Annotated in this window: 12 protein-coding genes; 4 read left to right on the forward strand and 8 right to left on the reverse strand. The window is 60.3% G+C overall.

What is annotated here, in order from left to right; genetic code table 11:
• Positions 1–74 precede the first annotated feature (74 nt).
• The 4 genes from N2602_RS27975 to rocF all read right to left on the reverse strand — a co-directional run bounded on the left by N2602_RS27975 (position 75) and on the right by rocF (position 2,742).
• Positions 75–584, reverse strand: a complete 510-nt coding sequence (locus tag N2602_RS27975; protein WP_172785471.1) for a PRC-barrel domain-containing protein — start codon at positions 582–584, stop codon at positions 75–77.
• A gap of 226 nt (positions 585–810) precedes the next feature.
• Positions 811–1,020: a hypothetical protein gene (locus N2602_RS27980; RefSeq protein ID WP_260380102.1), complete on the reverse strand. Its 210-nt coding sequence runs from the start codon at positions 1,018–1,020 to the stop codon at positions 811–813.
• Between the two features lie 201 nt (positions 1,021–1,221).
• Positions 1,222–1,641: a hypothetical protein gene (locus tag N2602_RS27985; RefSeq protein ID WP_212255383.1), complete on the reverse strand. Its 420-nt coding sequence runs from the start codon at positions 1,639–1,641 to the stop codon at positions 1,222–1,224.
• Positions 1,642–1,764: 123 nt separating this feature from the next.
• Entirely contained in the window at positions 1,765–2,742 is a 978-nt protein-coding gene (gene rocF / locus N2602_RS27990; protein WP_260380103.1) for an arginase, read from the reverse strand.
• A gap of 262 nt (positions 2,743–3,004) precedes the next feature.
• Between rocF and N2602_RS27995 the strand changes: the two genes are divergently transcribed.
• From N2602_RS27995 to N2602_RS28005, 3 genes are all read left to right on the forward strand, one after another.
• Positions 3,005–3,265, forward strand: coding sequence for a hypothetical protein (locus tag N2602_RS27995; RefSeq protein WP_172785475.1), 261 nt, complete (start codon positions 3,005–3,007; stop codon positions 3,263–3,265).
• Between the two features lie 155 nt (positions 3,266–3,420).
• Positions 3,421–4,176 (forward strand): ThuA domain-containing protein, encoded by a 756-nt coding sequence (locus N2602_RS28000; RefSeq protein ID WP_260380104.1) that lies wholly within the window; start codon positions 3,421–3,423, stop codon positions 4,174–4,176.
• 392 nt (positions 4,177–4,568) lie between these two features.
• Positions 4,569–5,315 (forward strand): C13 family peptidase, encoded by a 747-nt coding sequence (locus N2602_RS28005; RefSeq protein WP_210268266.1) that lies wholly within the window; start codon positions 4,569–4,571, stop codon positions 5,313–5,315.
• A gap of 919 nt (positions 5,316–6,234) precedes the next feature.
• Here the strand turns inward: N2602_RS28005 and N2602_RS28010 are convergent.
• Positions 6,235–6,897, reverse strand: a complete 663-nt coding sequence (locus N2602_RS28010) for a phytochelatin synthase family protein (protein WP_172785477.1) — start codon at positions 6,895–6,897, stop codon at positions 6,235–6,237.
• Positions 6,898–7,110: 213 nt separating this feature from the next.
• Positions 7,111–7,614 carry an isoprenylcysteine carboxylmethyltransferase family protein gene (locus tag N2602_RS28015; protein WP_260380105.1) on the reverse strand — a complete coding sequence of 168 codons (504 nt, stop codon included), beginning with the start codon at positions 7,612–7,614 and terminating at the stop codon, positions 7,111–7,113.
• 380 nt (positions 7,615–7,994) lie between these two features.
• On the opposite strand from N2602_RS28015, the gene N2602_RS28020 reads away from it, so the two are divergent.
• Positions 7,995–8,999: a hypothetical protein gene (locus N2602_RS28020; protein WP_260380106.1), complete on the forward strand. Its 1,005-nt coding sequence runs from the start codon at positions 7,995–7,997 to the stop codon at positions 8,997–8,999.
• A gap of 190 nt (positions 9,000–9,189) precedes the next feature.
• Here N2602_RS28020 and N2602_RS28025 read toward each other — a convergent pair whose 3' ends face one another.
• On the reverse strand, positions 9,190–10,383 hold the full coding sequence (locus N2602_RS28025; protein WP_260380107.1) for a serine hydrolase: 1,194 nt from the start codon (positions 10,381–10,383) through the stop codon (positions 9,190–9,192).
• A gap of 19 nt (positions 10,384–10,402) precedes the next feature.
• Positions 10,403–12,076, reverse strand: a complete 1,674-nt coding sequence (locus N2602_RS28030; protein WP_260380108.1) for an NAD(P)/FAD-dependent oxidoreductase — start codon at positions 12,074–12,076, stop codon at positions 10,403–10,405.
• Positions 12,077–12,111: the final 35 nt, after the last annotated feature.

Here is a 12,111-nt window from a genome sequence, read left to right on the forward strand (position 1 = left end):
GATTCATGGAGTGCGAGAGCCCAACAAAAGAGGGCCTCCATTCGGGGGCCCTCGGATCCATCAGCAATCGGTCTTTAGTTATAGTCCGAATACTTGAACTGCGGGAGCGCCTTCAGCTGCTCCTTGTTTCCGCTCATGACCGCATGGTCGGGTACCCAATCATTGGTGTTGCGGCTCGTGGCATTCGTCGATGCCGCACCGGTTGTGGTCTCGCGCGAGGCGGGCGAGTTGCTGGTCGAGCTGGTCCGGACCGGCTCTTCCATGAACTTCAGCTTGTCGATGGAGACGGCGATATCGTGCTCGCCCATCCCCAGGAAGCCGCCGATGCCGATCACCACTGCGTTGATCTTGCCGCTCTTGTCGACGAGCAGCTCGTTGATGTCGCCGAGCTTCTCATTGGCCTCGTTATAGACGTTCAGGCCCATGAGCTTCGAGGCGCGCCAATTGTCCTTCAGCATCATCTTGTCGGCCGGCCGCGCGGTGGCAGCCGGAGCCGCTTGATCAGCCGGCTGGGCGGATTGCGCCAATGCGGCGCCGCTGATCAAAGCGCTGCCGATCAGAGCTGCGGCAAAAGTGGTTTTCATCGATCGTCTCCTCCAGTGAGCCGGCATCCCGATGGATGCCCGCCCAAGAACGTCTGGATATTCCACTTGTTCCCGGCTGGGCACTCTGGGCGCAAGCTCTAAGCGTCGAACACGACGCGCAAAGCCATCACGATGATCGCTGAGATGAGAAATGAAATCGCGAGCAGGGTCCAACTCGGCCTCGTGCTCGCGCGGGCCAGGCGGACAACCAGCATCTTCAAGCACCTCAACATTCATCCCTGGGAAGTCGGTGCAGGTAGGCTATCCCGAAGCAGGCAAGCTCTTCGGTATCGCTTCGGTGCTCTTCCCATCTCCTCTGCAGATGGCGTTCCAGCAGACAACGCCGGGTGTCGTCGGCAGCGACCTCGGGATGCCGCGCCCGGTACACTGTCCAGGCGATGTCCGCGGCGTTCTTCAAGGCGATGTCGTCGACCATCCCCGCTCTCCGGAAAACCGAACCTCGTCGCGTGCCAACTCAAGGACAGCTTCCAAGGTTTCCGCTTTTTCCCGGTCTTCGACCATTTGATGATTCAGGGCGACTTGATCGGATTGCCTCTTGATCAGATTGCCTCGGCTCGGCGCGTCGCGGGCCGCGCTCGAATGGTCCGGGCCTTTCTCTTGAAGGGGGCGGTTTCGCTCACCAATCTCCGAAGAAGGGGCCGTGCCTCTCGAAAGCCAGCCGCGGTCCGGGCGCTCGTCTCGATAGCCTTGCCGAACGCTTGGCCTGCGGGCGGCTCTGCCAGGATCGACCGGCGGGCGGCTCTTGCTTGGTCTTGGCAGGAAGTGCTGCAGGCATGGCGGCCATCGCTTCGCGAATCGGCTGCGGCGGCGCTTCGAGCGGCGGCTCGGCCTGCGCGATCTGCGGAAGGTCGGCACGCGGTCGAGTGTCGAACACGATCTTCTCCGGAAGAGGTGTCGCCGATCGGATCCGGATCGTCGTTTTGGCGGGTTCGGGCGTATCGGCCCGTGCCAGCGGCGCCGGAAGATAGCGCTCCGCCGCGAAGATCAGCGCCAGGAGCAGCCCGCCGACAAAGACGAAGTATCGAATGATCGGCATGACGGCCACTCCGCGCCGCAGCGCGCGGCCTGCGAGAACCCACCAATCACGGCAAGGTTCCGAGGTATTGCCACTTTTTCCCGGAATGAGGATCGAGCTGTCAGCTGTCGCCTAGGCGCCCCTTCACTCGCCCGGCGCGATGGCATTGCTCGGCGTCGGCCGGTCTGTGATCTGCTGGCCGAACAGGCTGCCGATCAGCTCGACCGCGGTGCGCGCGGTCCGACCGCGTTCGTCCAGGAACGGATTGAGCTCGACGATGTCGACCGATCCGACCACGCCGGAATCGTGCAGCAGTTCCATGATCAGGTGCGCCTCGCGATAGGTGGTACCACCCGGCACGGTGGTGCCGACGCCCGGCGCCACGCAGGGATCGAGGAAATCGACATCGAAGCTGACATGCAGCACGCCATTGCTCGCCTTGACGCGTTCGATGACGCGCCGGATCAGGACGGCGACGCCGAACTCGTCGATCTGGCGCATGTCGACGATCCTGATCCGGCGCGAGCGCATCAGCTCCTTTTCGAGCTTGTCGATCGAACGCGCGCCGAACAGATCGAGTTTGTCCGGGAGAATCGAAGCGCGCGGATCGTCGCCGAGCAGGCCGTCAAGGCCCGGCTCGCCGCACAGGAACGCGGCTGACATGCCATGCATGTTCGCGGTGATCGTCGTCTCCGGCGTGTTGTAGTCGGCATGGGCGTCGAGCCAGAGCACGAAGAGTTCGCGGCCCTGCTCTTGCCAATGACGCGCCATGGCATTGACCGACCCCATCGACAGCGTGTGATCGCCGCCGAGAAAGATCGGCAGCGCACCACTTGTCGCGATCTCATAGCCTCTGCGGCTCAGGACGCGGGTCCAGCGCTGGATTTCGCGGTAGTGATTGGCCATTTCGGGCGGCCTGTCGGTGAGGTCCAGGACTTCGGCTACCGACAGATCGCCATAATCAACGACCTCGAAATCAAGGCTTTCCAGCAATGTCGCAAGGCCGGCGGTGCGCAGCGCCGCGGGCCCCATCAAGGTGCCGCGTTGCGAAGCCCCCATGTCGATGGGAGCACCGAGCAAGGCGATGCGCCGGGCTCGATCCGTCATGGTCCGGTCGGTCACGGCTGCCTCCTGACATCAGCAAGGTTGACCCAGCCTAACAGAGATTCGCACCCGTCGTTTCCCGGGGAGCTCGCGAGCCGCCGGCATATCGTCAGGAACAAAATTCCCTGCGCTGAATTGCCCATCCAAGGCCGGCACCCGCCGTCAATCACGGCGCCTGTCGCGGATAGCCAAAGGTCATCAAGACCCGCTGTTCAGAACGAGCGCTCGCGCGGATAGCCAAAGGTGCCGGCTTCCATCAACACGCCTGGAGGTCGCGCCCTTGAGCACGGAGATACCGCAATCCACGTCCCAGCCCGGCATGGCCGAGCGTGCCATCGATACGGCCGCGGACGTCTCCCGCACCATCGGTGAAGTCGCCGGAGGCCTGCACGCAGCGGTCGACCGCCTGACCTCCGCAGTCGAGGAATCGCGCAAGCCCGGCGGGGCACTCGCGACAGTCGCCGCGATCACGCGCGAAGCACCGCTTGCGAGCCTGTTCGTCGCTTTCCTGTTTGGCGTCGCGGTCGCGCGCCGGCGGTAGCTTTTCTGCGGCCGCCCCTTTGCGAGCGTCCTCCATCAGGACTGGCTCGGCGCTGCGGTTCGGGCCGGAGCCGATGTGCCGAAGGCACTATTCGGGCGCGCGGCGCGCTGATGTGTGTTAAGCTTTCCTGGCCGGTTAAGCGTCGGGAGAGGATTGTGACGCGACGCGAGTTCATCCCACTCGTCAGCAGCGCGGCGGCAATCCGACCGCTCGGCGCGCGCGCAGAGCGCCCGCCAGAACGTGTCCTCTATTTCACATACTCGGCCGGCTATCGGCACGACGTCATACCACTTTCCGAAGCAATCCTGACGCAGCTTGGAAGGAACTCCGGTGCCTATGAAGTCATCGCAACGGAAGACTTGTCTGAATTTTCGACCGGAAGCCTCGAGCGGTACGCCGCTGTGATGTTCTATACAAGCGGTGAAATTCCGATGAGCGGCGCCCAAAAGAAAGCACTTCTCAACTTTGTGCGCTCGGGCCGTGGCTTTCTCGGCGTTCACTCGGCCGCTGACACATTCTACACTTGGCCAGACTATCTCGATCTGATCGGCGGCTACTTCAATGGTCATCCCTGGCATCAGGGTGTGACCATCGAGCTGGCTGATGATGCAGACCCTGTGGTGGCGTTTCTGGGGAATTCGTTGCAGTTGAACGATGAAATCTACCAGATCAGCGACTTCGACTATCGCGGATCACGCGTGCTCCTGCGCCTCGACCAAAGTTCGGTGGACCTCAATAAGGCCGGTGTGCATCAACGCTTCTATGGTTGGCCGCTCGCCTGGAAACGATTTTACGGCGAGGGGCGAGTATTCTATTCGGCGCTTGGCCACGAGGCGTCGGTCTGGCAGGACCCGCGCTGCCAGAAGATCCTCACTAACGCTATCCTCTGGTCTACGAGAAGGTCGGCCTAGGGCAACCGGACTGCTATGCCGCTTGTGCCTCTACTGCAGGCAAATATTGTGGCGGCTATCGACAATGCCGCTCGCCTTGATCGAGACTGGCTGTCGCCCGGCATGTCGGATTATCGGAAGTATCCGACCCAGCAAAGAACTGAAAAGGCAAGAACATGGGCCACTGCATGCTCAATGCTGGTTCACTTCGGGTTTGAGTCAGACCTCGGCCCTCAATGTGCCGGATCGGGCTTCCGGTCCTTGCTGACAAGCTGACCTTTTTTGAGGCGCATCGAACGTCGCCGGCCATGTCCGGACCCTTGCACTTCCATTCCGAAGGATGAAAATCAGCTGGCTTTATATTTTGTGTTGAGCCGCAATTCCGAAGCGGCGATATCGAAACGAGGTTCGCGATGACCTCCAGGTACTCGATCAGGCGGCTCGGCGCGCCGCTCGTCGCCTTTTTTCTGACCATCTGGCCATTCGTTCCTCCGGTGCATGCTATTGAGGGCGCTGCAAAGGTCGGCGTGGTGTCCTTTGGCCTGTATGGGGATCAAAGCGTGTTTAGATCCGAGGCGACCGGCGCGGCTCAGGTCGTGGCCGGCCGTTTCGAGACTGGACCGATCAACGTGGAGTACAATTCCAAGAAAGGGGGAAGTGCAACGATCGAAGCTCTGACCAAGTCGTTGCAGGCGGCAGCCAACCGCTTGGATCCCGAGAAAGATGTTCTGTTTTTGATTCTCACCTCGCATGGCTCTCCTGATGGCCTTGCAATCAAGGCGGGGCGGCTGACAGAAACGCTTACGCCATCTCGTCTCCGCGACATGCTCGCGAAGACAGGTGTGCGACACAAGGTGGTGGTCATCTCGGCTTGTTATTCCGGGGTTTTTATTCCGCACCTAGCGACTCCCCATGTGCTGGTCATCACCGCGGCCGATGACAAGCATCCGTCGTTCGGCTGCCAGGACAAGGCCAAGTGGACCTATTTTGGGGACGCTTTTTTCAACGTCGCGCTCCGAAAAGCTGTCAGCCTGAAGGATGCGTTTCTCTATGCGCGCTCACTCGTCCGGAAGCGAGAATTGCGGGAACATTTCGAGCCGTCGAATCCGCTCATGGCGGGCGGTGCAGACGTGCTGCCATTGCTCGTCGGACGCCCTTAAGCAACCGGCCGTGAGCTCAGACGCTATTGCTCGCGGGTGTATCGCCGTTTCCGATCACACCCGACAAGCAAACTATTTGGCTGCCCGCTTAGACTTCGCATTCGGGCCAATAGCCGACCTTCACTCGCCTCACTCCTCTCAGGGGAGCGGAGAGGCCGCCCGCACAATGCGGTCTCCCGCGGATCGATCTATTTCGCAGGAGGTTTGTCGTAGAGAGGCTTACCTTTGTCGACGATATGCACTGTGAGAAGCTTCACGGTTTTGTCGCCGACGACCTTGAAAGCTCCGTGGGGCACTTCGCGGACGTTAACGGCAGGTATACCGGTTGCTTCCCATCGGGAAGTTCGATCGTGCCGCCCTCTCAGACGTAGAATGACTCCTCTCCGTGGTGAATGTGGAGGGTTGAGACGTCACCCGGTTTGATCTCAGAAATGCTGGTGATGACTTCCATGTTTGTGCCTGAGAGATCAGCGCGCTTCAGCTCCTTACGGAATGGAGAGTCCTGCGCCTTAGCGGGTACGGCCAAGAGAAATGCAAACAGCAGTCCGATTATCATCTTCATCGCAATTCCCCGAAAAATCGCAGATCGCGAAAATTAAGCCCGATCGACGGCCGCGACTCAAGATTGATCTTCTGTGCGCTGCACCACGTCCACTCCCTCAGGGACGCTGCATCCAGCAAACGGCTGCATTTCCGCAATGGGTCCTTCGCGTCGGCTTAGCCTTGCCGCGATGACTTCCGGTCGACCCCGGTGAACGGACATGTCCGCCGCCGCTCGGCATGTCTCAAACGGGCCACGAGCAGACCCATCGCAAGGCAGCAGCTCGCAGCCTTGTTATTCGACCGCTTGGTCACCTCCACCGCCTCGCTCGCCGTCTTCAGCTCGGGGCTATACGTGACAGACCGCAGAGATTTGCAATTACTCGATCAGCAGCAACCCGCGCTTCTTATCGCCATCGTACGTATTTACAGCTGCGAACAGCCGTTTTCGCTCGACTAGCCATGGCTGGTAGCTGGAATTGACATCGAGCACGAAAACTAGATCGTCGGCTTCCAGATAGCCGCCAATGGGCGAATGATGTCCAACACCAGCACCAAAGATTTGCGCGCGATTGAAATTCACGATGTAGCGTCGGCCTGGATCGTTGGAGCGACGCAGATGCTCCAGAAACTGGTCCTCGCTGAGATCACGCAAGACAGTGACTTTGCGGCTCGTGTTGGTCCCCGCGACCTCGGCGAGCTCGTCAAGCGTGAGACCCAGGATGCATAAGCCTGTCCAGCACCGCCCGGTGCCAGCCAACACCTTGCCCTCCGTGCTTGCCGCCTCGCCGAGCGACCTATACGCATTCGCAACAGCTGCAGGTCCGCAACGAGAGCTATTTGACTGCCAGTTAACGTTCCTGTGGAATGTAGCTGCCACTGGCAGGTGCCACGCGCGTTCCATGAGCTCCGGTGTACGTGTTACCGAGGACGCTATGGCTTCTGTCGGCACTCGTGACTGGCCACCAACAAGGGCTCCGGCACCCAGCAGGCCCGCAGTGACAACCATGCAGATAATGCTGACTGAGCGCCACCGCTTCATGGGTCTGAACCTAGCAGCAGTCCGACTGGAGGCTGGCCAGATTATATCCTTAAGCATATTGGTGGGAACAGACCCCATAAATGCCCGTCGAGGGTCCAGCGCGTCGCTACGCGTCAGCAGTGACTTCCGGTTGGTTCTGGTGGAGGGACGTGTTGAGCGCCGGCGGACGGTCTCCAGCGGGCCAAATTCGGTCCTCATAATGCAGCGATTCTTTTATGCGGCTCGCCATGGCGTCAACCGCGGAATCCAGCGTGGCACATTAGCCCGAAAGCTCTCGTACTCCGTGCCAAATGTTCGCTCGAGCGTCGGTTCTTCGTAAATCACCACAAAGACATGAAAAAAAAGCCAGAGTAGCGCGCCGTACCAGAGGAGTCGCCAATCACCAAACAAAAGGGCCTGACCAAAAATGACTGCGACGACCGCGATGTAGATGGGATTTCGCACGTGGCGATAAAGGCCAGTCACTACGAGCGTTTGTGTCGGCGCGATCGGGGCGGGCGTCCCCAGCCCCTCCAGCGCAAAACGGGCAAATGAATCCACGAGTCCGGGCACTCCGACGATGATCAATATACCGCCGAGGATGCGGGTTAGATCGACGCCGAAAAAAGCTGGTCGAAATTCCCACTGCGTGACCCACCAAGGGACGAAGCCTGCCAGCACCAACGGCGCAATGACGAAGAACAGAGCGGAGCCCAAGACGGCAATTGCTTTCGACATTGCGTGCTCCCACAACCCGACAAGAATAGCCTAGCAAATCACTTTCTACGAGCATTGAACTCAATGAAGCGGACATCCCCGCGCTCTGGATTGAAGTCAGCCGCGGGGCCACTTCCAGACATCGCCGATGGGTATAAGATCAGCCGCCACCCGGAGAACGACAAGTGGCCCGAATAACTTCCTTGGTGTTCATCCTAACGACTTTCATAATCATTGTGGTCGCCACTCCACGACGGGCTCTGGCAACACCAGAAGCGTCTGCATGCGGGTACCTCGCTGGTCTCATCGATAAGGCACCGCCAGGGCCGTTGTTCTTGCCCAGCTATCCGACCGTGAACTCGGGGCCTCTGCATGGCGCCGCATACCTCTATGACAATGCGGTGGCCGCCATCGCATTGGTCGGTTGCGGTGAGCAAGACAAGGCACGTCGCATCGGCGCGGCGATTCTCTGGGCCATCGACAACGACCGGAGCTGGCATGATGGACGGCTCCGGAACGCTTACGCCGGGGGTGTGGTGACGAATGGCCCTGTCAAGCTTCCGGGGTGGTGGGACAACACGCAGAACAAGTGGTTGGAGGATCGATATCAGGTCGGCAGCGATAACGGTAACATCGCATGGGCCATGTTGGCGTTGCTGTCGATTGATGACGTGAACACCGGTTCTCGATTCCGCGATGGTGCAGCACGGCTTGGCACCTGGGTCGCGCAATGGGCCGACAAACGCGGGACTGGCGGTTTCACGGGCGGTACGTTTGGGCACGAACCGACGCCCGAGTTGCGGACATGGAAATCGACTGAACACAATACCGACCTCGCCGCCGCGTTTGGCCTCCTTGCAGCCCGCACAGGCGATTCGCGCTGGCGTGACATGGCAACAGCTGCTGAGCGCTTCGTGGATACGATGTGGGATCCGGCATGCGGCTGTTTCGCCGCAGGCACCGCCGAAGACGGCGTCACGCGCAATCCGATTTTGGCCCTTGATGCTCAAGTCTGGCCGTTAACGGCGCTCCCCGGAGCGGCGAGGAAATTTGCATCGGCCATTGCGACCGCCGAACAGCGAATGAGAGTCGACGAGGGCTTTTCTTACGGTGAAGACCGAGATGGTATTTGGACCGAAGGGACAAGCCAAATGGCTCTCTTGCTGAAATTGCTCGGCAGGGCTGCGGAGGCAAAATCGTTGGTCGCTGTCATCGAATCCCAGAGGTCGCCGGATGGCGGGTTCTATGCCACAAGTGTCCGAGCGCTACCGACCGGGTTCATGCTGGATACCGATCCGGCCAAGCCACGACTCTATTTCCGATTGCCACATCTTGGCGCTGCTTCGTGGGCTGCTCTTGCAGAACGCGGGTTCAATCCCTTTACGGCGACAAAAGGACTGCCGTAGTTGAACCGCAGTGGCGCCCGTCCAGCTCCGAATTGGGTCAAAGGCTGCCCTCGGCGGCTCCGGCGATGGCTTCCGCTCAGCCCTCGGAAGCGGACGGTGCGAGCCTAAGAGGGGAAGTCAGCCACGGGCCAAATGCGGAACAATCGCACGCGGCCGCTGTGGCCGCGTGCGAAGGAGATCAGGCCAGTCGCTAACTTGCCATTCGCTGTTTCAGGCTCTGGTAAAATGCCGTCTCGAAATTCATGTAGCCGATAAACGACGCCGGATCACCGAAGGGAAGAATCTGTGTAGCCCAGAACCCGCCAAACCCGTTCTGGCGATCGATCCAGTAAAACAGGTTGGCAAGGCCAGCCCAACCGAGTGCGCCGGCAGGACGGCCAGTGGGAGCTTCTTCATCATTGACCATGAAGCTCAGCGCCCAAGACTTGGATTGGCCGGGGAAGAACTCGGCATCATTGCACAGCGACGGGATGACGCCCGTGATCGGCGTTACCTTCTTGTCACCCAGTTGGTTCTTTTCCGCCATGCGGACGGTCTCCGCTTTCAACACCCGGCCGTGCTCGCCCACGCCGTCATTCAGCCACATGCGGATGAAACGCATGTAGTCGCCGATCGTGCTGTAAAGGCCGTGGCCACCCATGTGCACTTCGGGCTTGGCAGGCAGTTCGAAATCCATCGGTGTGAGCGACCCGTCGGCGCCTCGCCCATGGATCCCGGCGAGCCTCTGGCGCATCGCATCGGTCAGCTCGAACGTCGTCTCCTTCATGCGTAGCGGCTCGAAAATCCGAGTCTGGAATACCTCGCCGAGCCGGCACCCCCTGATGGCCTCGACGATCTGACCGCACCAGTCAAGATTGGTTCCGTATTCCCACCGTTCGCCGGGATCGAAAAGCAGCGGAGTCATCAGGCAGGCCTTGGAAGCGGTGATGACGCTTGGCTGACCCTTTTCCTGGGCCAGACGGTTATAGGTGTGGTTGATGAAGTCGTAGCTGAGACCTGCGGTATGGACCATCAGCATGCGCATGGTGATGTCGCGTTTGGGCGCACGCAGGATCGGCTCGCCCTGGGCATCAAAACCCTCGATGACCTGGAGCTTGCCGATCTCGGGCGCGTAGCGCTTGGCGGGCGTGTCGAGATCGAGCTTGCCCTCTTCGACGAGCTGCAGGACCGCCGTGGCGGTGATTGCCTTGGTCGTGGAAAAGATGGCGAAGATGCTGTCGGTTGTCATCTCGGCCGGTCGGTCGAGACGGCGCTTGCCGGCCGCGCCTTCGTAGATGTTGCGATGGCGGTTCGTCACCATCGCGACGACACCGGGCACGCGCGGAGTGGATGTAATGACATCGTTGAGAACGGCGTCAGCCGCTGCAGTGAAATTCGTGTTCATGGTCTCCTCCCCTCTGTACCTAAATGACGTTCTCCGTGGCGGCTTCGCGAGGACTCTGCATCGCAAAGCCTTGGTAGCCATTCGCGGCGACCTCGTCGCATTTCTGGCGATAACTGCCGACACCGCCGCAATAGGACAGAACGCGGCGCGGCTTGCCTTCGACATTCGAGCCCAAGTACCAGGAATTGGTCTTGGCGATCAGCGTCGCATTGGCGATCTCATCGTGATGCGCCACCCAGCTGTCCTCGGCGTCCTTCGTCGGCTCGACGACGTCAAGGCTCTTGCTGCGCATGTACCTGATGCAACCGTCGATCCATTCGACCTGCTGCTGCAGGCATGTCGTCATGTTGCAGAGCGCCGCCGAAGGCGCGAGCGGCACGGCGGTGGTGAAGAGATTCGGGTAGCCGTGAACCTGCAGACCCATCGTCGTGCGGATGTCCCTGCTCCAGTCTTCCTTCAGCGAACGGCCCCCCCGCCCCCTGATATCGATGCGCGTCAACGCACCGGTTCCGGCGTCGAATCCGGTTGCCAGAATGATGATGTCGAGCTCGTGGATCGTTCCGTCGGCCGTCTGGATGCCCGCAGGCGTCACACGTTCGATCGGGTTGGATTTGACGCCGACGATCTCGACATTCGGACGATGGAAGGCTTCGAGAAACTTTTGCTCCAGCGGCACACGGTGCGTCCCGAAGCCATAATCGGTCGGAATTAGGGCTTCGCACAGCTTCGAATCCTTGAGCCGCTCGCGCATCTTCTCGCGCACGAATTCGGAGATCTCGGCGTTGACCTCGGGGTCAAAAAACAGCTCGGCGAAGGACGATATCCACAGCTTCAGGGAGCCGTCATCCCAGCAAGCCTGGAGTACCTCTCGGCGACGCTCCGGGGTGAGACCTGCCCAGGTGTGCTCGAAGTCGTATTCGAACCCGGTAAAGGTGTGCGGCAGGCGCTCGGTGAACGACGTGAACTTCGACTTATAGGCCTCGACATCGGCCGCGCCGTATTTCGGATTCTTCATCGGGATGATGTATTGCGGGGTGCGGATGAACACTTTGAGATGGCCGACCTCGCCGGCGATTGTCTGTATGACCTGAATGCCGGTCGCGCCGTTACCAATGACGCCGACACGCTTGCCTGCGAGGTCGACCGGCTGCTTCGGCCAGCGCGCCGTGTGAAACAACTGCCCCTTGAATGTCTCTTGACCTGGAAAGGACACGTGTGAGGCCGAGAGCATGCCGCAGCAGGTAACCAGGAACTGGGTGTCGATCACGTCACCCTTCTCGGTCGTGACCAGCCAGCGGTGGGTTGCCTCGTTGAAATGCGCGCTATTGACCGTGGTACTGAACTGGATGTCCTTGCGGAGATCCAGACGGTCGGCGACGTAGTTCAGCCAACGTTCGATTTCCGGCTGGCCCGGGAATTTCTCGCTCCAGCTCCATCCCTTGTAGAGCTCCTCGGAGAAGAGATACTGATAAATATAAGCTTCCGAATCGAAGCGCGCGCCGGGATAGCGATTCCAATACCAGGTGCCGCCGACGCCGGGGGCTGCGTCAATCGCCATCACCTTCAACCCCTGCTCGCGCAGACGGTAGAGCGCATAGAGTCCGGCGACGCCGGCTCCGATCACCACCGCATCGAAGCGCGCCGTCACATGCGCGCCGTTGCCTCCGTTGGACTTGGTCGCGTCTTCCGCCATATTTCCCTCCTTGATGTTTTCTGAGTGCGCACGGC

The organism is Bradyrhizobium sp. NC92, from assembly GCF_025200865.1.
Taxonomy (GTDB): Bacteria; Pseudomonadota; Alphaproteobacteria; order Rhizobiales; family Xanthobacteraceae; genus Bradyrhizobium.